This window comes from Nonomuraea bangladeshensis (assembly GCF_039529455.1).
In the GTDB taxonomy this organism is placed as follows: domain Bacteria; phylum Actinomycetota; class Actinomycetes; order Streptosporangiales; family Streptosporangiaceae; genus Nonomuraea; species Nonomuraea bangladeshensis.
The window spans coordinates 580,900-604,445 of record NZ_BAAAMV010000007.1 but is presented as its reverse complement, the minus strand read 5'-3'; the positions used below and the strand labels follow the sequence as shown (position 1 = coordinate 604,445).

At 69.7% G+C, this 23,546-nt stretch carries 17 protein-coding genes; 8 read left to right on the top strand and 9 right to left on the bottom strand.

The annotated features are described in order from the left end of the window. Together ABD292_RS25660 and ABD292_RS25655 are read left to right on the top strand one after the other, a co-directional pair. Window positions 1-3,969, top strand: coding sequence for an Ig-like domain-containing protein (locus ABD292_RS25660; protein WP_344211470.1), 3,969 nt, complete (start codon window positions 1-3; stop codon window positions 3,967-3,969). A 95-nt stretch (window positions 3,970-4,064) separates the two neighbouring features. Continuing rightward, entirely contained in the window at window positions 4,065-6,119 is a 2,055-nt protein-coding gene (locus ABD292_RS25655; protein WP_344211468.1) for a sensor histidine kinase, read from the top strand. A 35-nt stretch (window positions 6,120-6,154) separates the two neighbouring features. On the opposite strand, the gene ABD292_RS25650 is transcribed toward ABD292_RS25655, so the two are convergent. Beyond that, window positions 6,155-7,768, bottom strand: a complete 1,614-nt coding sequence (locus ABD292_RS25650; protein ID WP_344211466.1) for a cellulase family glycosylhydrolase — start codon at window positions 7,766-7,768, stop codon at window positions 6,155-6,157. Window positions 7,769-7,879: 111 nt separating this feature from the next. Continuing rightward, window positions 7,880-8,536 (bottom strand): TetR/AcrR family transcriptional regulator, encoded by a 657-nt coding sequence (locus ABD292_RS25645; protein ID WP_344211464.1) that lies wholly within the window; start codon window positions 8,534-8,536, stop codon window positions 7,880-7,882. Window positions 8,537-8,631: 95 nt separating this feature from the next. Between ABD292_RS25645 and ABD292_RS25640 the strand changes: the two genes are divergently transcribed. From ABD292_RS25640 to ABD292_RS25630, 3 genes are read left to right on the top strand one after another with little or no spacing between them, the layout of a single operon-like run. Then, a complete protein-coding gene (locus ABD292_RS25640) occupies window positions 8,632-9,081 on the top strand; it encodes a (2Fe-2S)-binding protein (RefSeq protein ID WP_344211657.1) in 450 nt (149 codons plus the stop codon). Then, a complete protein-coding gene (locus tag ABD292_RS25635) occupies window positions 9,078-10,145 on the top strand; it encodes an FAD binding domain-containing protein (protein ID WP_344211462.1) in 1,068 nt (355 codons plus the stop codon). The genes ABD292_RS25640 and ABD292_RS25635 overlap by 4 nt, the downstream gene beginning before the upstream one ends. After that, on the top strand, window positions 10,142-12,337 hold the full coding sequence (locus tag ABD292_RS25630; RefSeq protein ID WP_344211460.1) for a xanthine dehydrogenase family protein molybdopterin-binding subunit: 2,196 nt from the start codon (window positions 10,142-10,144) through the stop codon (window positions 12,335-12,337). Before ABD292_RS25635 ends, ABD292_RS25630 begins: the two co-directional genes overlap by 4 nt. Before the next feature lie 41 nt (window positions 12,338-12,378). Here the strand turns inward: ABD292_RS25630 and ABD292_RS25625 are convergent, their stop codons facing one another. Further along, window positions 12,379-13,008, bottom strand: a complete 630-nt coding sequence (locus ABD292_RS25625) for a maltokinase N-terminal cap-like domain-containing protein (RefSeq protein WP_344211458.1) — start codon at window positions 13,006-13,008, stop codon at window positions 12,379-12,381. Window positions 13,009-13,252: 244 nt separating this feature from the next. After that, window positions 13,253-13,816, bottom strand: a complete 564-nt coding sequence (locus tag ABD292_RS25620) for a TetR/AcrR family transcriptional regulator (RefSeq protein ID WP_344211456.1) — start codon at window positions 13,814-13,816, stop codon at window positions 13,253-13,255. 88 nt (window positions 13,817-13,904) lie between these two features. On the opposite strand from ABD292_RS25620, the gene ABD292_RS25615 reads away from it, so the two are divergent. Continuing rightward, entirely contained in the window at window positions 13,905-14,354 is a 450-nt protein-coding gene (locus ABD292_RS25615) for a nuclear transport factor 2 family protein (RefSeq protein WP_344211454.1), read from the top strand. Window positions 14,355-14,412: 58 nt separating this feature from the next. On the opposite strand, the gene ABD292_RS25610 is transcribed toward ABD292_RS25615, so the two are convergent. Then, on the bottom strand, window positions 14,413-15,390 hold the full coding sequence (locus ABD292_RS25610) for a zinc-binding dehydrogenase (RefSeq protein WP_344211452.1): 978 nt from the start codon (window positions 15,388-15,390) through the stop codon (window positions 14,413-14,415). 184 nt (window positions 15,391-15,574) lie between these two features. On the opposite strand from ABD292_RS25610, the gene ABD292_RS25605 reads away from it, so the two are divergent. Continuing rightward, window positions 15,575-16,264: a hypothetical protein gene (locus tag ABD292_RS25605; RefSeq protein ID WP_344211450.1), complete on the top strand. Its 690-nt coding sequence runs from the start codon at window positions 15,575-15,577 to the stop codon at window positions 16,262-16,264. A 50-nt stretch (window positions 16,265-16,314) separates the two neighbouring features. Here the strand turns inward: ABD292_RS25605 and ABD292_RS25600 are convergent, their stop codons facing one another. From ABD292_RS25600 to ABD292_RS25590, 3 genes are all read right to left on the bottom strand, one after another. Continuing rightward, a complete protein-coding gene (locus ABD292_RS25600; RefSeq protein ID WP_344211448.1) occupies window positions 16,315-17,424 on the bottom strand; it encodes an ROK family protein in 1,110 nt (369 codons plus the stop codon). Between the two features lie 712 nt (window positions 17,425-18,136). Further along, window positions 18,137-18,286 (bottom strand): hypothetical protein, encoded by a 150-nt coding sequence (locus tag ABD292_RS25595; RefSeq protein ID WP_344211446.1) that lies wholly within the window; start codon window positions 18,284-18,286, stop codon window positions 18,137-18,139. Between the two features lie 661 nt (window positions 18,287-18,947). Continuing rightward, window positions 18,948-19,388: a very short patch repair endonuclease gene (locus tag ABD292_RS25590; RefSeq protein WP_344211444.1), complete on the bottom strand. Its 441-nt coding sequence runs from the start codon at window positions 19,386-19,388 to the stop codon at window positions 18,948-18,950. A gap of 118 nt (window positions 19,389-19,506) precedes the next feature. On the opposite strand from ABD292_RS25590, the gene ABD292_RS25585 reads away from it, so the two are divergent. Further along, window positions 19,507-21,450, top strand: a complete 1,944-nt coding sequence (locus ABD292_RS25585; protein WP_344211442.1) for a DNA translocase FtsK — start codon at window positions 19,507-19,509, stop codon at window positions 21,448-21,450. On the opposite strand, the gene ABD292_RS25580 is transcribed toward ABD292_RS25585, so the two are convergent. Continuing rightward, entirely contained in the window at window positions 21,431-23,527 is a 2,097-nt protein-coding gene (locus ABD292_RS25580) for a UvrD-helicase domain-containing protein (RefSeq protein ID WP_344211440.1), read from the bottom strand. The two genes, ABD292_RS25585 and ABD292_RS25580, sit on opposite strands and share 20 nt — an antisense overlap. Between the last annotated feature and the right edge of the window lie 19 nt (window positions 23,528-23,546).

Below are 23,546 nucleotides of genomic sequence, written 5' to 3'. Positions count from 1 at the left end.
ATGCGGAAGATGGCGCTGCTCACCGTGCTGGCGCTCACGGTCTCGCTCATGACCTCGCCTGCGGCGGCGGCCCCCGACCTGGGGATGCCGGTGTTCACGGGCGACGACCCGGTGCCCGACGAGCCGGTCGGGTACGACCCGCGGCGGATGATGAAGGCGATCTACGCCAAGGAGAAGGGCGGCGACTCGTACTGGATCGACCGGATGCTCGCCCGGCCGGGGGACGACCCGGCGGGGACGTGGCTGATGTCGCGCGGGCGGGCGCTGTTCATGAAGACGCACGACCCGGCGAAGCTCGGGTTCGGCGGGTCGGTCGCGTACTGGGAGAGCATCGACGACCGGGACGCCTACACCGTCTCGCTGGGCACGGCGCTCGCCGAGGACGTGCCGAAGCGGCTGCAGATGCCGAGCCACTGGAGCGGCGTCTACACCGGTGACGGGCTGTCGGTCGGCGTCAAGAAGTTCGTCACCGCCGAGAACGTGGCCGTCACCACCCTGGAGATCACCAACACCGGCACGGCCGCGCGGACCGTCCCGGTCACCGTGACCTCGCCGTACGCGCGGACCGCCGACGGCGAGCGCGAGCTGACCGGCGTCGTCACGGCGAGGAACAAGCTGACCACGATCTTCCCGAGGCTGAGCGGCGACGGGCTCAAGGCGGCCGGCGGCGAGCTCAAGGGCACGCTCACGGTCGGCCCCGGCCGGACCGTCCGCACGAAGGTGCAGATGGGCTTCGTCACCGAGGAGCTGCCGGGCTCGCGCGCCGAGTACGACGCCTACCGGGACCGCTCGCCGCAGCAGGCGCTGCGCCGCCAGCTCCAGGACTACAACGCCTGGTGGGCGGAGAACCTGCCGTACATCGACGTGCCCGACGAGAACATCAAGAAGTTCGTCTACTACCGCTGGTGGCTGATGCGCTTCAACTTCCTCGACGCCGACATCCCGGGCAACGACTTCCAGTTCCCGACGTCGGTCGAGGGCGCGCTCGGCTACAACAACGCGATCGTGCTGACCGTGCCGATGTTCGTGCAGGACCTGAAGTACCTGCGCGACCCGATCTACTCGTACGGGCCGTGGGTGTCGGCGGGCGAGGTCTCGCGCAACTCGAAGTACACCGACAACCCGGGCGACCCGGAGAACTGGTCGAACAGCTACACGCAGTACATCTCGGCCGCCGCCCTGGAGAGCTACCAGATCCACGGCGGGCAGCCCGCGATCCTGCGCAACCTGGCCCGCTACGCGGAGAAGGACGTACGCGGCCAGCTCGCCGCCTACGACTCCAACGGCAACGGCGTCATCGAGTACGACTGGGAGGCCATGACCGGCAACGACGCCGACGCCGTCTCCTTCCACTACTACGACCGGGCCAACGAGCGACTGGAGGGCGCCTACGTCCACGCCAACGCGATGGCGGCGGCGCAGGCGTACGAGCTGAGCGGCGACCAGGCGAAGGCCGCCGAGCTGCGCGCCGTGGCCGACAAGGTGAAGAACGGCATCCTCACCCTGCTCTGGGACGAGCAGGACAAGCTGTTCAAGCACCGCGACCTGCAGACCGGCAACCTCATCCCCTGGAAGGAGTCCAACAACTACATCCCGTTCGCGACCGGCCTGGTGCCCGCCGACGACCCGAAGTACCGGGAGGCGCTGCGGCTGTGGGCCGACCCGGCGGAGTACCCGATCTTCCCGGCGTACACCGCCAACCAGAAGGACAAGGCCGAGGCGGCGGCCCAGGGCAAGCCGGGCTCGAACAACTTCTCGCAGATCAACTCGACGCGGAACTTCGCGCTGTTCTCGAAGGCGCTGCGCGAGTACGCCTCGCCGTACCTGACGGCCGCGCAGTACAAGCAGCTCCTCTACTGGAACGCCTGGTCGCAGTACGTCGGCGGCGACACCCGCTACCCCGACGCCAACGAGTTCTGGGCGGACTGGAAGCCGGACACCAAGACGATCGGCTACCGCTCCTGGATCCACCACACGATCCTGGGCAGCAGCAACTGGACGGTCATCGAGGACGTGATGGGCCTGCGCCCGCGCTCGGACGGCAAGGTCGAGCTGTGGCCGGTGGACATCGGCTGGGACCACTTCACCGTCAACGGCGTCGACTACCGGGGCGACGACCTCACCATCGTCTGGGACAAGCCCGGCGACGGGACCAAGCACTACGCGGGCGTGCCCGAGGGCTACTCGATCCTCGTGAACGGCAAGCGCAAGGTCACCCTGCCGGAGCTCAAGCACGCGATCTGGGACCCGCGCACCGGCAAGGTCGAGGGCGCCGTCGCGACGCACGCCGAGAAGGCCCCGTCCATGAAGGCGCCGACCCAGGTGGAGCTGGAAGGCGAGCGCGTCACCGACCTGTTCCAGAAGGCCGGCGTGGACCTGCGCTCCACCCGGCCGAACCTGGTCGCCTCGGCCACCGCCGCCTCCGGCGACGCGACCGGGGCCGCCGACGGGTTCACGATCAACGAGCCCTACTGGGGCGGCGGCGAGTGGCTGGAGACCGACCTCGGCGGGCGGCGCAAGGTGGACCTGGTCAGGCTCTACTTCTACGCCGACCGCAAGCGCTACGCCGAGCCCGCGGTCTACCGCGTCCAGTACCAGGACGCCGCCGGCGCCTGGAAGGACGTGCCCGGCCAGGCGCGCACCCCCGCCTACCCACGGGCGAACCTCAACGAGGTGCGCTTCCCCGCCGTCACCACCGCGAAGCTGCGGGTGCTGCCCACCGCCCGTCCGGGGCAGGCGGCCGGGCTGAAGGAGGTGCAGGCGTACCTGACCGGTCAGGGGGCCCGCCCGGCGGCCAACCGGGCGCCGTCCGTGCTGGCGGTGCCCGACACCGCCTTCAACCGGCCGGGCCAGGTCAGGATCGAGGCCGTGGTCGAGGACGACGGGCTGCCGTCGGGGACGCTCACCACCCAGTGGTCCAAGGTCGACGGGCCGGGGGAGGCGTTCTTCGCCGAGCCGGCCGGGACGACCACCGTGGTCGCGTTCTCGGAGCCGGGGACGTACACGCTGAAGCTGACCGCGAGCGACGGCGCGAAGAGCGCCGCCGCGAGCGTCACCGTCACCGCCACCGCGCAGGGCGAGCGGGCGAACGTGGCCCCCTACGCCACGCCCACCGCCTCCTACACCTCGCCGTGGGAGAAGGTCACCGCGATCAACGACGGCATCGACCCGCCGAGCTCGAACGACGCCGCGAACCCGCGCTGGGGCACCTGGCCGCAGCAGGGCACGCAGTGGGTCCAGCTCGACTGGCCCGAGCCGGTCCGGCTGGACCAGGCCGAGGTGTACTTCTTCGACGACGGCGGAGGCGTGCGGGTGCCCGCCTCCTGGCAGCTCCAGTACTGGAACGGAACCGCCTTCGCCGACATCCCGGGCACGTACCCGGTGGCCGCCGACGCCTACAACGCGGTCTCCTTCGACGCGGTCACCACCTCGCGCCTGCGCGTGCGGATGGAGGCCGGCGGGGCCTCGGTCGGGCTGCTGGAGGTCAAGGCGTACGCGGTGCCGCCCGACGCGGTCCGCCCGGTGCACGTCCCCACCCTGGCGGGCGTGCTGCCGGAGCTGCCCGCCACGGTCGAGACCACGTACGCGGGCGGCGGGCGCGGCCGGGCCGCGGTCACCTGGCAGCAGGTCACGCCCGCCCAGGTCGCGACCGGCGGCCGGAGCTTCACCGTCGCCGGGCTCGCCGAGGGCGTGCGCGGGGCGGTCGAGGCCACCGTGCACGTCCGGGTCAACGCCGCCGTGACCGTCACCTCGATCGCGGAGGAGAGCGTGACCACGCGTGCCGGGGTCGCGCCCGCCCTGCCCGGCACCGTGCTCGCGACCTTCAACGACGGCTCGAAGGACAGCTCGGTGCCGGTGACCTGGGAGGCGATCGACCCCGACACGTACGCCAGGCCCGGCACGTTCACCGTGACAGGCCAGGTCCAGGGGACGACCTTACCGGCGAAGGCGGCGATCACCGTCCAGTAGCGCCTATATTGTCCTGGCCCTATGGGTTCATGGGGCCAGGGCATAATGCGTTCTGCCCGGACCCCTCCTGCCGGGTCCGGAGGACGGAGGGCACAGTGAGCGGCCGACCCACCGACGACATCGAGAAGGCCGACCTCGGGAAGGCCACGCCCGCGCGGCTGGTCGCGATGATCATGGCCGCCGTCTCGCCGGTGCTCGGCGTCGCGTCCTGGCTGGTGTGGGCCGGGGTGCCGGACGCGTGGAAGCCGGAGCTCACCGCCTCCCCGCAGTCGGCGGTCGCGCTGACCTTCCCCGCCGTGGGCGCGTTCCTCATCGTGCACCGGCCGCGGCTCAACATGGCCTGGCTCATGTGCGTCGGCGGGTTCGCGGCGGCGGTCAGCGACCTGTCGGACGCTCTGATGCTGCGCGCCGCCGCCTCGGGCGACCTGGCACTCGCCGGCTGGATGCGGTTACCGGCGAACGTCGGGTGGGCGGTGTGCGGGCTGACGCTCACCATGCTGCTGCCGCTGTACTCGCCCGACGGGCGGCTGCCGTCCCCGCGCTGGCGGGCGGCGCTGCTGCTCGGCTGGGCGTCGATCACGCTCACGCTGGTCCGTAACACCTTCAAGGAGCCGCCGCCGGCGGCGGGCTACCTCTTCCCGGAGGTCATCCCCAATCCGCTGGCCGTGCCGGCGCTCACGCCCTATCTCGACACGCTGGGGGTGGTCGGCTGGACCGGCATCTACCTCGCCATGGCGCTGGCCGCGCTCTCGCTGGCGGTGCGGCTGCGCGGGGCCGACCCGGTGCTGCGGCGGCAGATCGGCTGGCCGCTGCTGGCTTTCACCGGCTACATCATCTTCCTGGTCGTCGCGGCCTTCACCCAGAAGTTCCTGTGGGTGGCGATCGTGTGGGCGGCGGTCATCCCGTTCGCGGTGGCGTTCTCGGTGATGCGCTACCGGCTCTACGGCATCGACACGGTGATCAGTCGCGCCTTCGTGGCGGCCGGCGTGGTGGCCGTGGTCAGCGCGGTCTACTTCGGCGCGGGCGCGCTGTCCAGCCTGGTGGTCTCCGGATACGGCCAGGTCGCCGGGGTGGCCGCCGCGCTGTTCGCCGGGGCGTTCTTCCAGCCGCTGCGTCGCCTGCTCCAGCGGGTCGTGGACCGGATGCTGTACGGGTCCGTCGGCGACCCCGCCCTGCTCGCCGAGCGCCTCACCCAGGCCGTACGCCGCGGCGACCCGGCCAACGCGCTCACCGCCGTGGTCGGCGTGCTGCGCGACGGGCTCGCGGTCGAGGGCGTGGCCGTCGAGGTGGCCGACGGCGAGCCCCGCTACGTCGAGAGCGGCCGGGTCGGCGACAGCCCGCGCGAGGTGCCGCTCGTCTGGCACGGTGAGCGGGTGGGGCGGCTGCTCGTCGGGCCGCCGGGGCCGCGCAGGTTCCCGGCCGCGCACAACGAGCGGGTGCTGACCACGCTCACCCCGTACGCGGCCGACGTGGCCCACGCCGTGCGCATGGCCGCCGACCTGCAGCGCTCACGCGAGCGCATCCTCACCACGCGCGAGGAGGAGCGCCGCCGCCTGCGCCGCGACCTGCACGACGGGCTCGGCCAGACCCTGTCGGCCATGGCGATGACCATCAACATGGCCAGGCTCAGCCTCGCCGACTCGCCGGAGACCGCCGACGAGTTGCTGCGCGAGCTGCACACCGGCATGGCGGCCGTGACCGGCGACATCCGCGAGCTGGTCTACGGCCTGCGCCCGCCCGCGCTCGACGACCTCGGCCTGGCTCGCGCCGTACGCGACCTCGCCGAGCGCTCGTCGCCGGGCATCGCGGTCGAGGCGGAGGTCGAGGGCGACCTGAGCCGGCTGCCCGCCGCCGTCGAGGTGGCCGTCTACCGGATCGTCCAGGAGGCCCTGACGAACGTCCGCAAGCACGCGGCGGCCTCCAGCGCCCGGGTGGTGCTCCAGCGGGAGCGGTCGGGGCTGCGGGTGCTCGTGTCCGACGACGGCAAGGGGCTGCCCGAGTCCGTACGGTCGGGCGTCGGGCTCGGGTCGATGCGCGAGCGGGCGGCCGAGCTGGGCGGCATCTGCGTGGTGAGCGGCGAGCCGGGCGGGGGCACCCGGGTCGAGGTGATGTTCCCGCTGCTCACCGCTCCTTCCGAGGCTTTGGCGTGAGCCGGTCCTCGCCCGATGGCGAGGACCGGCCACGTTCAGGAGGCCGCGCAGGTGTAGGAGGAGACCGTCGCGGTGTTGCCACCGGGACGGGTCACCTGGAAGCCGAAGCTGGTCGAGCCGTTCGGCGCCAGGTTGCCGTTGTAGCCGGCGTTCTTGGCCGTGACCGTCTGGCCGCTGACGCTCACCGTGGCGTTCCACGAGCCGGCGAGGGTGTGGCCGGCGGGCAGGGTGAAGGTGACCGTCCAACCGGTGGTGGCCGAGGTGCCGGTGTTGGTCACCGTGACCGGCTGCACCACGTAGCCGCCGCCCCACTGGCTCTGCACCGTCCCGGCCGCCGTGCAGCCGCCGCTCGGGCCGCCGCCGCCCTGCTGGGTGGTGAACGTGGTCGTCGCGGAGGCCGCGGAGGTGTTGCCGGCGACGTCGCGGGCGCGTACGTACACCTGGTACTGCGTGGCGGCGGACAGGCCGGTCAGCGTGATCGAGTTGGTCGCCGACGTCCCGAGCAGCGGGTCGGTCGCGCCCTGCTCGCGGTAGACGTCGTAGCCCGCCACGCCCGAGCCGCCGGTGTCGGTGGAGGCCGTCCAGGACAGGGTGGCGCCGGAGGAGGTGACGTTCGCGGCCGACGGCGTGCCCGGCGTGGTCGGCGGGGTCGTGTCGGTGCTGCCGCCGCTGAAGAACGTGGCCTCGCGTGAGGTGGCCGCGATGCCGTTCGCGCCGTTGAAGATGCGCTGGCCCCAGGAGGTGAGCTGGGCGGGGTCGAAGTTGGTGACCATGTCGAGGTACTCGACGCCGCCGCCGTTGCCGCTCCACGACCAGCCGATGTAGCCGAGGGCCCGCTGCTGGGCCTGGGCCATGATGGTGTCCTCGTCGGGGTTGCCGTCGGAGTGGTTGAAGCCGAACTCGCCGATGATCAGCGGCAGGCCCGCGCTCTGGAAGGCGTCGAGGTAGGCGGTGATCTCGGCGGCCGTGTCGAAGACGCCGTACATGTGGATGGCGAAGACGGTGTTGTGCTGCGGGTCGGCGGCGGCCACGGTGGCGGCGTTGTCCCGCATGGTGAACTGCCAGTCCTGGCCCCAGTTCGGCGCGTCCACGACGAGCAGGTGCTGGAAGCCGAGGGTGCGCATCCGGGCGATGGCCGAGGAGGTGGCGCTGGTCCAGCCGGAGACGTTGTTGTTGCCGTACGGCTCGTTGCCGATGTTGATGATGATGAAGTCCTCGGTGCCGGTGAGCGCGCTCTTCACGCTGTTCCAGTAGGTGACGGCCTGGTCCAGCGTGTACGCGCCGCTCTGCTCGCCGTAGCCCGTGGTGTCGTGGTTTTCGAGCACGCAGATTAACCGGTTCTGCCTGCACAGCGAGACGACGTTGGCCACGTCGGAGGCGGCGTTCGGCGTCCACCGGCCGCCGCTCAGCACCACGCGGACGGTGTTGGCCTTCAGCGCCTTGATGTTGGCGAAGGAGCTCGTCTGGCTCGTGTACCACGTGTGCGCGTGACTGACGCCGCGCATCACGAACGCGTTCCCGTTGGCTTCCACGATCTTGGTGCCGCTGACCCGCAGCCCGACCGCGGCGTGCGCGGGGGCAGGGGCGGCGAGCATCGAGACGAGGAGCGACAGGAACGCCGCCGCCACGAGCCCGATGGGTTTCCTCATGGGGGTCCCTTCTCCAGTGTTAACCGGTTAGGCACACCGTGCTGGGAAACCGCCGTCATGTACAGCAATCGGCCGCCGCGGCGGCGTATGCGCTGGACGCCGCTGAAACTTTCAGCTCTCCCGCAGCGCGGGCAGCCCGGCCGCGATGGCGCGCAGCCCGCGCACGAGCGTCGGCACGAACGGCGGGCACGAGGCGGCCAGCTCGGGGTCCTGGGCGTAGACCTGGAGCAGCACGGGGGAGGGGTTGGCGGCCGGGTGGAGCACCCCGGCCAGGCCCGCGGCGGCCGCGGCGAGTTCGAGCCCTTCCGTCGGGGTGAGGCCGGCGGCGGGCGCGATGCGGGCGCCGAGCTCGGTCACGGTGTCGACCACGGTGCGCTTGAAGGCGTGCGCGGCCGGGACGGAGACGTTGTGCTCCAGGCTGGTGGAGGTGTTGCCGAGCAGGTCGCAGAAGAGTGGGCGGGCGGCGAGCGTCTCGGCCAGCGCCGTGACGACCGCGTCGGGGTCCGTGGTGTCCGGGAGGCGTGCCGTGACCGCCTCCGCCCAGGCGCGCCACTCCTCGGCGGCGAGCTGGAGGTAGATTTCCTCGCGGGTGCCGAAATAACGCACGATGTTGGACTTCGCCAGGCCGACCGCCTCCGCGACCGCCCCCAGGCTGACCGTGCGCACGCCGGAGGCGGCGGCGAGCTCGCGGGCGGCGTCGAGGATCGCCTGCCGCCGCTGCTCCTTGTGCTCAGGCCGCCTGGCCCGGAGGAATGCCGATCGCGTCATGTCGCTGCCAGCATACTGGCGGCACTTAAAAGAACAACGTTCTCTTGTTAGGCGGACACCGTTCTGTTAGCGTCCCCGTCGTGACCGAGATACGGATGCGGGTGAACGGCGCCGAGGAGAAGCTGGACGCCGAACCCTGGGTGAGCCTCGCCGACCTGCTGCGCGACCGCCTGGGCCTGACCGGGGTGAAGAAGGGCTGCGACCAGGGCGCGTGCGGCGCGTGCACGGTTCTCGCCGACGGCGTGCGGATCAACTCCTGCCTGGCCCTCGCCGTCCAGTACGACGGCAAGGAGATCACCACGATCGAAGGGGTGACCCCGCACCCCCTCCAGGAGGCGTTCGTCCGCCACGACGGGCTCCAGTGCGGCTACTGCACCCCGGGCCAGATCTGCTCGGCCATCGGCATGCTGGCCGAGCACGCCGCCTCCGGCGCGGACCCCGCCGCGCTCGACGAGGCCGAGATCAGGGAGCGCATGAGCGGCAACCTGTGCCGCTGCGGCGCCTACAACGGCATCGTGGACGCGATCAAGGACGTGACCCGATGAGACCCTTCGCCTACCTCAAGCCCGCCGACGTGGACGAGGCCGTGCTGGCCGTGGCCGCCGACCCCGGCGCCCGCTTCCTCGGCGGCGGCACCAACCTGGTGGACCTCATGCGCGAGGGCATCGAACGCCCGGCCACCGTCGTGGACCTTACCGCGCTGCCCCTCGACGAGGTGCACGACCTGCCCGGCGGCGGCCTGCGGGTCGGCGCCCTCGTACGCAACAGCGCCCTGGCCGCCGACCGCCGCGTGGCCGCCCGCTTCCCGATGCTCTCCCAGGCCATCCTGGCGGGCGCGTCGGCGCAGCTGCGCAACATGGCCACCGTGGGCGGCAACCTGCTGCAGCGCACCCGCTGCCCGTACTTCTACGACCGCGAGTCGGCCTGCAACAAGCGCGAGCCCGGAGCCGGGTGCGACGCCATCGGCGGCTTCAACCGCTCCCACGCCGTGCTCGGCGGCAGCGACAGCTGCATCGCCACCCACCCGTCGGACATGTGCGTGGCGCTCGCCGCGCTCGACGCCGTCGTGGAGGCCCGCAGCGTGCGCGGCGTCCGGCGGATCCCGATCGCCGAGTTCCACCTGCCGCCCGGCGACACCCCGCACGTCGAGACCGCGCTGGCCGCCGACGAGCTGATCACGGCGGTCGAGCTGCCGCCCTCGCCGGTCGCCGCCCGCTCCCGCTACCGCAAGGTGCGCGACCGGGCGTCGTACGCGTTCGCGCTGGTCTCCGTGGCCGCCGCGCTGGAGGTCACGGACGGCGTCGTCACCGACGTGCGCCTGGCGCTGGGCGGCGTGGCCACCACGCCGTGGCGGGCCAGGGAGGCCGAGCGGCTGCTGCTCGGCGGGCCCGCGAACGAGGAGGCGTACCGGCGGGCCGCCGAAGCCGAGTTGGCGCCCGCCGACGTACGGCCCGGCAACGCGTTCAAGACCGGCCTGGCCCGCGCCACCGTCGCGGCCACGCTGCGCGACCTGGGGGAAGGGATCGCCGGGATGCCGCGCGACCTGACCGACGAGGGGGGGATCGCTCGGATGCCGCGCGACCTAACCGACGAGGAGGGGACGGCATGACCACGACCGAGACCGAGCGCGCGACCGCCCCGGCCGCCTACGTCGGCAAGCCCGTCGACCGCGTCGACGGCCGGGCCAAGGTCACCGGCGAGGCCCGCTTCGCCGCCGAGCACCATTACCCCGACCTGGCCCACGCCGCCCTCGTCCACGCCTCCGTCGCGCGCGGCCGGATCACCGCGATCGACACGGCGGAGGCCAGGGCCGTGCCCGGCGTGATCGACGTCCTCACCCACGAGAACGCCCCGGCCATGAAGCCGCCGCCGAAGTTCACGCCGCTCGACCTCAGCACGTTCGTCTCGGCCACGTCCGTCAACTACCTGGCGACGGACGAGGTGCACTGGAACGGCCAGCCGGTCGCCGTCGTCGTCGCCGAGACCCCGCAGGCCGCCCGGCACGCCGCCGCCCTCATCCGGCCGGTCTACCAGGAGCTGCCCGCCGTCCTCGACTTCGCCGCCGAGGAGCCGAACGCCGTGCCGCAGAAGGGCAACCTGCTGCAGGAGAGCGAGGCCGACAAGGGCGACGCCGAGGCCGCGCTGAAGGCCGCGCCGGTCACCGTGGACCTGCGTTTCACCACGCCGCCCTACCACCACAACGCCCTGGAGCCGCACGCCACGACCGCCGTCTGGGACGGCGACCGGCTCACCGTGCACGAGGGCACCCAGAACATCGCCTGGCTGCGCAAGCACCTGGCGACCCGGTTCGGCGTGCCGGAGAGTGGCGTCCGGGTGCTGGCGCCGTACGTGGGCGGCGGGTTCGGCGGCAAGGCCATGGTGTGGGCGGGGACGCTGCTCGCCGTGCTGGCCGCGCGGGCCGTCGGCCGCCCCGTACGCCTCGCGCTCAGCCGCGCGGCCGTCTACCACACGGTCGGCGGGCGCACCCCCAGCACGCAGCGGGTCGCGCTCGGCGCGGACACCGGCGGGCGGCTGACCGCGATCGTGCACACCAGCGTCTCCAGGACCGGGCGGATCGGCGGCATGCCCGAGCCGATCACCGCCGCCACCCGCCACCTCTACGCCGCCCCGAACATCCACCTGCGTCAGCACGTCGTCGAGCTCGACCTGCTGGCGAACACCGCCATGCGCGCCCCCGGCGAGGCCATCGGCACCTTCGCCATCGAGTCCGCGATGGACGAGCTGGCCTGGGAGCTCGGCCTCGACCCCGTCGAGCTGCGGCTGCGCAACGAGCCCGACCGCAATCCGGTGGACGGCAAGCGGTTCTCGCGGAGGCTGCTGCGGGAGGCGTACGCGCTCGGCGCCGAACGCTTCGGCTGGCGCGACCGCGACCCGCGCGCCGGGGTCACGCGGGACGGGCGGTGGCTGGTCGGGATGGGCGTCGCGACGGCCTACCATCCGGCGATGGTGCTGCCCGCGAACGTGAGCGTCCGGCTCGGCGCGGACGGCCGGGTCGTGGTGCGCTGCGGGCTGCAGGAGATGGGCATGGGCGCGGCCACCGTCCAGGCCCAGATCGCCGCCGACGAGCTGGGCGTGCCCCTGGAGTCGGTACGGGTCGAGTACGGGGACTCCTCGCTCCCTGACGCGCCCGGCGCGGGCGGCTCGACGCAGACGGCCAGCGTCGCGGCCGGGGTCGTGGCCGCCTGCGCCAAGCTGAAGCGGACGGTGCGGCGGCTGGGCCGGGGCGCTCCAGGAACGTACGCGGAGATCCTGGCCCGTGCCGGCCGCGACCACGTCACCGCCGAGGTGAAGGCCAACATGCCCGTGTTCATGATCCGGACGCTGCTGGAGCGGCGGCGCCTGGTGAAGGCCGCCTGCGGGGTGCACTTCTGCGAGGTGCGGGTGGACCGGGACACCGGCGAGATCCGGGTGTCGCGGTGGCTCGGGGTGTTCGACGTGGGCCGGATCGTCAACGCCAAGACGGCCGCCAGCCAGCTCCGGGGCGGGATCGTCATGGGGCTCGGGATGGCGCTGTCGGAGGAGACGCTGGTCGATCCGCGTACCGGCCGGATCATGAACCCGAGCCTCGCCGACTACCACGTGCCCGTGCACGCCGACGTGCCGCACATCGACGTGCACTATCTGGACGAGCCGGACCCGACCATGCCGCTGGGGCTGGTGGGGATCGGGGAGGTCAGCATCGCGGGGGTGGCGGCGGCGGTCGCGAACGCGGTCCGCCACGCCACCGGGGTGCGCGTCCTCGACCTGCCGATCACCCTCGACAAGGTGTTGCCGCGCTGAGACCCGCCCGGCCGGCTCAGGCCGTCCTGCACCCGGCCTGCTCAGGCCGGGCGCAGGACGGCGAACAGGCCGCGCTCCCGTACGCCGTCCGGCAGGCTCCAGGCGCCGGCGACGTGCCCGATCGACTCCTCGGGCGCGTCGGCCGGCCCCAGCACCCGCTGCAGCCGCAGGACCGTGCCGTCCGCCGCCTTCAGCTCGGTGCCCTCGTCGTCGTTCCACACGGTCGAGAAACGAGGAAGGACGTCACCGCTGAAGGCGCGGCTGACGTCCTGGTCGACGGTGTCGCTGACGTTCTGGTCCTGAGCCTGCACCCGGCCCTCGATCAGGGCCGCGAACTGGGCGAGCAGGACCGGGTCGTGGCAGCCGTCGTACGCCCAGCGCCGCCCCAGCACGCCGTGTTCCATGGTGCCGACCAGGGCGTCCTCGGCTTCGTCCAGCGGGGCGCCGCGGTAGGTGAGCGGCACGAAATAGGCGACCGGACGCGTGCCCGAGGTGTCGGCGACGACCATGAACTCCATCCCGACCTCGCCCTGCGGGTCGTCCAGCCGGAATCCACCGGCCTTGACCAGGCTCGGCACGCCGTCGCCTCGATACCAGGGGCGGGTGGGCAGCCAGGCGGTGAGCAGTTCGAGTTTGGTGGGTTTGAGGGTGGTTTGGTGGATGACGGCCATGAACGGGGATTCTCGCATGATCGCCGATCCCGTCATGGCATCAGGGGCCCGTCCGGCATTCGGGGCGCTGTCGCCTCAGCGCCCTGTCCGACGCCGAGCGCGCTGTCACCCCGGGGCCCCGTCCGATGCCGAGTGCGCTGTCACCCCGGGGGCCCCGTCCGACGCCGAGTGCGCTGTCACCCCGGGGCCCCGTCCGATGCCGAGTGCGCTGTCACCCCGGGGGCCCCGTCCGACGCCGAGTGCGCTATCGCCCCGGGGTCCCGTCCGCCGCCATGATCGCGGCGGCGGCCAGGCCCGCCGCGCGGGCCGCCGTGGCCGCCGCTTCGCGCGGGCTCACCATGGCGACCGCGGTGGCCCCGTCGATCAGCACGAGAAGCTGCTCGGCCACCAGCCCGGGATCCGCCGCACCCGCTTTGGCGGCAAGCTCGCGCAGGTACGCGCGCAGCCGCTCCTTGTGCCGCCGCACCACCTCCCGTACGGCGTCGGACTCCACCCCGAGCTCCCCATAGGCGTTGACGAACCCGCACCCGCGAAAGTCGTCCTCCCCGAACCATCGCTCCAGCCACTCGAACACCGCCGTGACCGGGTCGGGCCGTCCGGCCACGTACCCGGTGAGCGAGGACATCCAGCGCTCGTCCCGCCGCTCCAGGTACGCCACCACCAGCGCCTCCTTCGAGGGATAGCACTGGTAGAGCCGCTTCAGCGACACGCCGGAGGCGGCCCGGACCTCGTCCATGCCGACGGCGCGCACGCCACGCCGGTAGAACAGGTCCGCAGCCGCGGTGAGAACGCGTTCCGCGTGTTCCATGACCGGGGCTCCTTGCCTTGGAGAACGAGCGTTCTCTACGATACGGGAGAACGCTCGTTCTCCGCTTGTCGTGTGCCAAGGAGGCCCCATGACCCGCCCGCCAGTCCCGCCGTTCACCGAGGAGACCGCCCGGATCAAGGTCCAGGCCGCCGAGGACGCCTGGAACACCCGCGACCCCGACCGCGTCGCGCTCGCGTACACGGAGGACTCCGTCTGGCGCAACCGCGACGAGTTCCTCCAGGGCCGCGACGAGATCAGGGCGTTCCTGCGCCGCAAATGGGACCGCGAGCTGGACTACGCGCTGCGCAAGGAGCTGTGGGCGGCGTCCGGCGACCGCATCGCCGTACGTTTCCAGTACGAGAGCCGCGACCCCTCCGGCCAGTGGTGGCGCAGCTACGGCAACGAGCAGTGGGAGTTCGACGAGAACGGGCTGATGCGGCGGCGCGAGGCCAGCATCAACGACGTACGCATCGAGGAGTCAGAACGCCGCATCCTCGGCCCCCGCCAGGACCCCGAGCCGCCGCTGCCGCTCGCGTGACGCGACCCCGGCCGCGACCCCGCCGCGACTCCGAGCTTCCGCTGCCGCTGCCCGCCGATCACCGCGCGGGCCGGACCGCCAGCAGCGACTTGCCCACCGTCGTCCGCGCGGCCAGCGCGCGATGCGCGTCGGCCGCCCGTTCAAGCGGATACACGGCGCCGACGGCCGGCCGCAACCGCCCCTCCGCACCCAGGCGCAGTGCCCGCTCCAGCCCTTCGCGGGCGACCTCCGGCGCGGGCGGGCCCTCCATGAGCGGGAAGAACAGCCGCACGCCCCGGCGCTCGGCCGCCTCCTGGTCGGGTGACGCGAAACCTTCGCCGGTCCCGTACGTGACGAACCGCCCGCCGTCCGCCACCGCCTCCCGGGCCGCCGTCGTGCCGAGGGCTCCGCCCGCCCCGTCGTACACGAGGGCCGCCCCGCCCCCGGTGATCTCCCGTACCCGCTCGGCCCACCCGGGCCGCGTGTAGTCGACGCCCGCCTCAGCCCCCAGCTCCTTCGCCAGCGCCAGCTTGTCGCCGCTCGACGCGGCCGCCACCACCCGCGCCCCCGCCTCGGCGGCGAGCTGCACCAGCAAAGACCCCGCCCCGCCGGCCGCCGCCGCCACCAGCACCCATTCCCCCTCCTGGGGCACGCCCAGGTCGGCCATGCCGAGCGCGGTCACGCCGTCGTGCACGAGGGCCGCCGCCGGCTCGTACGCCAGCCCGTCCGGAATCGCGACGATCTCCTCGATCCCGGCGACCACCCGCTCGGCGTACCCCGTGGACGTCCGCGCGACCACCCGCCGCCCGACCCACGCCGGATCCACGCCGTCGCCGACCTCCAGCACCTCACCCGCTCCGCCGCCGCCGGGCACGTACGGCAGCTCCCGCGGAAAGAACTCCTGCCCCCACCCGGCACGCAACAGCGTGTCCAGGAAGATCACATCCGCCACCGCCATCCCGACCACCACCTGCCCGGGACCGGGCTCCGGATCGGGCACCTCCACAGGAACCAGCACCTCCGGCCCACCGAACGAGGCCACCTGAATCGCACGCACGAGGACGACCGCCTTTCATCGCGGGAGAAACCGTCCTCGCCAGTCTTCAACCTCAACCAAAGTCGAGGTCAACCCGGCGCGCCCTGAGCCGCGGCGTCTTTCGGCAGGATGATGCCGGGAACCTCTCTCTCAGCCTGATCGTCCAAAGCTTTGGCAGCCGAGATGAGCGAAGGGCGCACCGGAAGTGACCTATGGCATGCGGCTTGAGCAGGCCATCGCGGATTTGGAGCGCTGCGGCGGGGTCGAGGTCGAACGCCGGCCTCCGGCTCCGGACCTGACACCACAGCGGCTCGAACTGCTGGCGGACCCGGATCAGGTGTGCGAACGCATCGCCGCCGAGTGGGGTGTGGGGCTGGCCGACGTTCTGCGGCCCTACCATTTCGCGGCCGACGCGTACCATGCGGCCTGGACCGCCACCGACGGAAGCGTGCACGGCGAGTTCTTCCTGCGCAACATCCACGACTGCCTGGTGGGCCGGCCGCACCCGGGGCTGAGGGACGTGAATCTGCTGCCCGGCGACCGTAGTGTCCTCGCGACACTGAAGATCTTCGACGAGGCGCCGTTCGCCGGTGAGGGCGCCGTGGCCGGCCTGCGCATGCCCCCGAAGGGGGGCGAACCCCAGATCTGGTTCTACGTCACGACCCGGACCATGCTGCACCGGTTGCATCTGGACTACGGCACATATCTGGAGACACTGCTGGTGACCAAAGGCGCCTTCGGCTGGCAGTACCTGTTCGCCGACGTCGACCTCAGCGCCCCACGCCACCACGACACCGCCGAGAACCTGACCGCGATGCTCGAGGTCTTTCCCCGATCCTTTCCCGGACACGATTACGAACCGCTGCGCGCACGCCTGCGGGAACGCCTGGGCTAGAGGGCGCTTCTTCTGCGTAGTAGATGGGGGAGCGGTGGCTTCCCGCCGTTTCAAGCCGAGACGACACCCGGTCCGGCTGGATCGCCGGGACCGCCTGGATCGCCGGGAACGCCTGGAGCCGTACCGGCCAGGCCGAGCAGCGGACGCAGCACCTCGCGCGCAGCGATCGCCGCCCCCCGCGCCCCCGCCATGTCCAGATCCGGCACCAGCGCGAACACCGCCGCCTCCCGCTGCTCGACCCGGAGCGCGGTGTACGCCCGCACCCGCCCCAGCAGCCAGTCCCGGAACCGCGCCCCGGCCGCCACGACACCCCCGCCCAGGAAGTACGCGTGCGGATCGGTGAAGTTGGCCGCCATCGTGAACAACATCCCCAGAGCCTTGGCCTGCTGCTCGAACACGCTCAACGCCAGCGGATCCTCACGCTCGGCGTACCCGCGCAAAGCCTTGGCCGCCACCCCTAACGGCTCGTTCGCGAGCGGATGACCCGGATACCGCCCGAGCCAGTACGGCAGCAGATTCTTCTCGATCCCCGTCAGCGAAGCCAGACTCTCGACATCACACACATTGCCGCAATTGCACTCCGGCAGCGCCTGCCCGTCCTCCAACACCCCACCAGGCGGAAGCGGAATGTGCCCAAGCTCCCCAGCCATCCCCGCCGCCCCCCGCACGACCTGCCCCGACTCGACCACCCCACCGCCGAGCCCCGTACCGACAATCGCCGACACCGACGACCGCCGCCCCGCCTCCTCCGCCCCGAAATAGGTGTGATGCGCATACAACGCCGCCGCATTGGCGTCATTGCTGTACACGACCGGCACCTGCAGCAAATCCTCCAGCGCCGTACGAATATCGAACCCGGCCCACTCCGGATGCAGAAAGTTCGTCGACCCACGCGACGAGATGACCCCGTACGCACTGGCCGGCCCCGGCGTATCCAACCCAACCCCCGCCACGGCCGCCCGCCGTACGTCCGCGACCTCCAGCACCCGCTCCAACGCCTCCGCCAACGCCCGCAACGCCGCCTTCGGCCCTTCCCGCACCCGACTCGGCGACTCGACCATCCCCGGAACGAGGAACCGACCCGCGTCATCGAGAACGGTGGCGTTGTTGGCGTTCCCCCCGTTATCGAGCCCAACGACGAACCACGACCCGGAGCCCACACCCACCCCTCCCCCCCAGCCGACCCTCCCCCCAGCATCGCCGCGCCCCGTCACACCAGCAAGAGCCCCTACCTGGCCCTCATCGCGCCTGTCCCAAAAGGATCCGATGAAAGGTGTCCAGGGCGCTCGTCGTGCTCGTCCAGGCCGTTTCGCGCACCGTTCCTCGTATCCTGTCGGTTCGCCGTACGAAGCCCTGACCGGCGACGTGACAGAGCTCGTACGCGATGCCCCGGCACTCACACGTATGCGCGATCACGCGAACGCGCGACGTACGGTTGCCAGGCACATACCAGCTCAGAACGAGATGCCCGGGCTTCGGTCGCTTATTATGCGGACCGTGGTAGTCGGCGAACTCGTTCCAACGGATCATCAGGTCCCCCCTCGAAGATCGCGACGAGGTTCTTGAGCGCGACCTCGACGCGCGCCAGCACCAACGGTTGTACGTGATCTCCACCCGCTGGCAGTCGGCAGCCATGCCTACCTAGCACGGCCTGAATCTCAGCGGCCAGCAGGGGCGTGAACCGCGGGTCTGTATTCAAACCCGATGAGCTCCGCTGGCAGGCGGTGTCAGACGAGATCCGACGTAGGATCACCGAAGGCGTCTACCAGCCTGGCATGCCCGTCCCGGGCGAGCCTTGACTGGCGGTCGAGTTGGGCGTGCCCAAGGGAAGCGGTGACCGCGTTATCGGGATCACGACATGGGGTTGTCGTGCTAATACTCGTCGGACGCAAGCTCCGGAATCCCGTCGCCGCGAATCGTGATGCGACTGATGCTAATAAGGGTATGGCCACGAATGACGTGGACTTCCACGTGGAGATCAGATGAAAGGTCGTCGATGGCCTTCAGCTCGAAGGTGGCCAATGCAACCTCTTTCTTTCGGACGTGATTGGGTGGCAGGTTTTGATTAGGCACGCTGATGCCAGACTCTGGTTTGTGAGGGCTGAGAACGAGGGTTGAGCGAGGTGATATCGCAGCGGCGGATCGTAGGTCGCGCGATCTCTCGGCCTGATGTACGACCGCAGATGCGTGCTGAGCTCGCCCTGCCCATCACGCGTTAAGGCTGGATTTTGCTCCGGCATTCGCGACGTGAAACATTGACGTGCGGTGACACGCGGACAAATGTTGCAGCTACGTCGAAGTCGTATTACGAACAGGATGTTTCGGGCCGTCAGCGATGTTGGCGCAGCCCGGATGTCCGTAGCTGACACTAGCGACCGTAGAGCCTTGTGGTCAATATGTCCGCCCTATAAAGATTGAACAGGACATTGGAGGGTAAATGGATTCGACTGGGGACTTGTGACGACATTTATGGCCACAGTCGTTTAAGTTGGACACCCTGTGCGTTTCGGGTGAGTAGGGTTGAAATGTCGTCCGCTGACCGCAAGAACGGCGGTCACTCCAGGTGTCATGCCACAGCGCCGCGCAGACGTAGCGAAGCTGCACTGGAGAGAGGGCCGGGGAGTGACACATAGAGGAATCGCGAGACTTGATCGTCAAGCAACATTTGACATAGATCGTCCTGTCAAAGGCAATGTGATTGGCGAGCTGCTCGGACCGCCTCTGCAACCAGTTCCGCAGACCGGATGGCTTCCTCGTGCTCCCAAACACGAACAACCGTCCATCCCGCTTCTCTAAGGAGCCGATCCGTCTCGGCGTCGCGTTCCCTGTTCCTGCGGACCTTCTCCGCCCAGTACTCCGCATTGGTGGCGGACTTCGTGTGGTGGTCAGGGCAGCCGTGCCAGAAACACCCGTCCATGAAGACGGCCACTTTGACCTTGGGGAAGACAAGGTCGGCGGTGCGTCGTACAGAGGGAAGAGGACGAACGGAGACACGGTAGCGAAGGCCCAGTGCGTGAACGGCACGCCTCAGAGCGAGTTCGGGCCGGGTGTCCTTGCCACGGTTGGACTGCATGCTCTTCCGGACACCCTCGCTGGAGGCGCGGGTCGGCCTCTCCACTCCCATGGCCTTACCGTACGAGATCCTCGTGGCCTTGGTTACGTTCTCCGGTTTTGGAACATCTCGTCCTCGTGGTAAGGCATCACCATGATGCGGCTGCGGACCGAGTGGCGGAGGTGATGGTGTGAGCGAGGAGATCATCCTGTCCGGGCGCTACCGGCTGGACAGCGAACTCGGCCGTGGCGCCATGGGCGTGGTATGGAGGGCATACGATCAGCGCCTGGACCGAGAGATCGCCGTAAAGGTCTTCCCTCATCATGTGGATCTCGACCAGCGAAGACTCGATCGTTTCCGCGCCGAGGCCAGGCTCTGCGGCCGGCTCCAACACCCGGGCATCGTCGTGGTCCATGACGCGGATGAGGACAACGGAAGGTTGTTCTTCGTGATGGAGCTCCTTGAGGGCACCGATCTGGCGAAGGTCATGTCCAAGTCCCCGAACGGCCTTCCGATTGATCGCGTCGTCAACATTGGAGCCCGTCTGGGCGAGGCTCTCGCCGCCGCACACGCCAAGAAGGTCATCCATCGTGACGTCAAGCCGGCCAACATCATGCTCCTTCCTCGTGACCGACCCAAGATCTGCGATTTCGGCATCGCCAGAGTCGTCGACGCGGGCCATGCCACCATGCAAGTGGGCACCCCTGCTTATGCGGCACCCGAGCAGAGCGACGGCGCACCGGACGAGCGCAGCGACCTCTATTCATTAGGATGCGTGCTCTATGAGATGGCCACCGGAGATCGGCCCTTCCACGGCAACACCTGGAGTCTTCTCTTCCAGCATGCCACCAAGAACCCGTTACCTCCTTCCAGCGTCCGAAGCGACATACCGTCGCCGTTGGAGGAGCTGATCCTGCAACTCCTGGCAAAAAAGCCGGAAGAACGTCCGCAGTCGGCCGCCGAGGTCGCTGCCAGATTACGTGCCATGCGTCTGCCTGCTCGCAAGAGCGGTGGCAGTCAACCCCACCAACTTCCGTCCGGTCGACTCCTGAAGGCCGGCACGTCGGAGCGCAAACATACTGACGTCGATGACGCCATGGCCAAGGCCATCGGTGCCGTTCTGCACCAAGCCCGAGTCGATGCAAAGGTCGCCGGATACGTGCGCACTCCCGAACTGACCCGGTTCGAAGTCAGGCTCGGCCCGACCACGTCCGAGGCCGAGATCCTCGGTTTGGCCGCTGAATTCGTCGAGGCCACGAACAACAGTGCCACGCGGTTGGCGCCCATGCGGCGATCGACCTCCTTCTTGCCCGATGCGGCCGCGATCGGCGTCGAAGTGCCTCACCGTGCCCCTGACCTGCCCAGCTTGGGCGATATCCTTCGTGAAGCTCCCGAAGGTGGCTCACTGCTTGCAGGTCTCGGTCGCAGCGAGGACGGGGTGCCCGTGTTCCTCAACTTTGACGAGACGCCACATGTCCTGATCGGCGGGAGCGGAGGACCATTCGATCCGCTTCGGACCATCACCGCGTCGTTCGCAATGCGACATCAACCGAAGCACCTTCGCATGGTGATTATCGGACGAAGGAGTCCCTTCATCCAACTCCCTCACGTTGTCGATCAGGCCCAAGGAAACCCGCTCGCCTGGGCTTTAGCCGAAATCGACTGCCGCTACGCCGATCTGACGTCGAGGCATTGCCGCACTACCGAGGAGTTCAACCGAGGAGTTCGCGAAGGTAGGTTTCCGGCCCCCATCGGTGCACTCGGTGACGCCACGATGGCGCATCCTGACGTGGTCGTGATCATCGACGAGTTGGCCGAGGTCGATGACGGTGAAGCGGTCAGGGAGCTGACAAGGGAAGGACGCGCGGTCGGGTTCCACGTCATCGCCCGTGCGGCCGAGCCAGTCGAGAACGTGCTCAACAGCCGGATCAAGGCGTACTTCCCCGCCCGATTGGCTCTTCCCATGAACACGGTCGAGGAGAGCTTGAATGTGCTGGACCGGATGGGAGCCGACATGCTGGGTTCGGGTAGCGCGTTGTTGCTCACCGGCGGAAGCAGCGAGCCGGACAAGGTGAGACTCGCTGCGATCTCGGACGAGGAAATCGCAGCAATCGTCAATCATTGGCGAGGTTGAGAAACGCGCTCGGTTCACCGTGCCAGGAGATGTGGAGACGTTCGCGGGCCCGGGTGGCGGCCACGAAAAGCAGACATCGCTCTCGCTGGACGTCGTTCGCATGAGTGGTGGCATCCTCGTCGAGCGGTGTGACCGCGTTCGCTGCCGGCAACTGGTTCGCGCCCACGCCGATCACCGCGACGCAACGAAATTCCAGCCCTTTCATCCGATGCATGGTCGTGACCCGGACGTGGCCGTCAAGCCCGTCACGCTCTCGCGAGAGGTAGGACGCGTCGATGCCGGCACGGACCAAGGCGTCTGTGGCCGACTGGCCCATCGTCTCGGATCGAGCCGCTACTCCGATCTCCTCTGGATCCACTCCGGCGGCAAGCCAGCCTCGTAGGATCTCGACCAGATGAGCCAACTCGGCGTTCTTGGTGGGGGCACCGTAAAGGTCGGGCCTGGCGCCGTGGACTTCGGAGCGGCATCCGATCAGGCTGCTCGGCCTCCCATCGAGATCATCGATCTTTTCGCCGGCCAGCATGGCGCAGCTCCAGGTGAGGATCTCCTCGGTAGTCCTGTAGTTGATCCTCAGCCTGGTCGAACGACCGGCGAGCCGAATACCCATCGAATTGAGGGATACGCGATTGTCGTAGATTCGCTGGTGGGTGTCACTGGCGATGAACAGGTCGTTCGGGCCCTCGGCGACCGCGGCACGAAGGACCCGCCAACGCACCGGGTGCAGGTCCTGCGCCTCGTCGACGATCACATGGTCATATGGTCGGGTGTTCAGGTCACGCAGTACGCGCACCGCTTCGACACAGATCGACTCGAAGGTCCGGTAATTGCGGTCGGCCAACTCCTGCTGGAACTCGTCGACGGCCCGCCAGACCTGGGCGCGCTGAAGAGGTCCCAGCCGTCGTCCGCGACCTGTTCGACGTGCCTGTAGATAGCCGTCGGCGGACGTGATCGCTTGCGCGAGGATGACCTGACGCCACTCCTCACGCAGAAATGCCTCGCTGAGGTCGAGACCTCGACGCCGGACAATCCGTCGCCAGATGTCCTTCTCCTCCTCCTCGCGGACAAGGGTGGCCTTCCCCACGTGCTCGTCGACCAGCCGTCGAGCCACCTGATCGACGGTCAGTACGTCGATGCGGCCCAGTACTTCGTCGTCCGTCTCCAACAGCCGCAATGATTCGGCCAGCGAACGGGCCAGCGTCGCGGTGAAGGTGGTCAGCAGCACCCTGCCGCCCTGCCGGGCCAGGTGCCGGGCACGGTGAATCGCGACCACGGTCTTGCCGGTGCCGGGTCCACCGGTCACCTGCGCCGTCCCCGTATACGATCCGTACGCCGCCTCCCGCTGCAATGGATGCAGGTAGACCCGCCACCTGGCGAACGGCTTGGCGAACAGGTCCAGCAGTTCTTCCGGCCCTTCCACGAGGGCCACCTTGTGCGACATCCGCTGAGTGGCGGCGATCAGATCGTCGGGATCGATCTCTTCTGGCGCGGCGGACGTGCCGACCACGTCGTTCCAGACCTCCTCGGGAGACATGCCCGCGGCGAGTCCGAGGAGAACGTCGTACTGGATCTGCGGCAGCTTGCCGTCCAAGGCTTCGAGCATGGCCACGTCGGTGAGCATCCGAGTGAACCTGAGCATCTGTTCGTCGATGCCCAGCCGGATCAGGTCCGCATCGGAGACGTGTTCGAGGATCGGGCGCACGGTCTTGGACGAGGTCCGGGTCATTCCCTCGATCGTGTCGTCGATGATCGCATCATCACGGATCTCCATGCATCCGGTGACCATGTTCACCGACACTCGGCGATGCCGTACCCAGGCGTACGCCTCGTCGTGGGTGTCCACCCGGAGCAACGTGAAGGTGTCACCCGTCTGCGGTACCAGCACGATTCCGCGATATTTGCGGTCGATTCGAATGCTCTTGAAGCGCTCATCTCGGATGTCGCTGAGCTTTTCCAGGTGCGCGCCGGCGTGCGAGGTCTGTTCGAACTTGGTGATCGTCTGGACGACCTTCTGCTGGACGGGGCGCTCCAGCCGAATGAGGTCCTGCAGGAAGTCCTGGTGGATGCCAAGCCGCGGCACGCGCCCTCCTCATCGAATC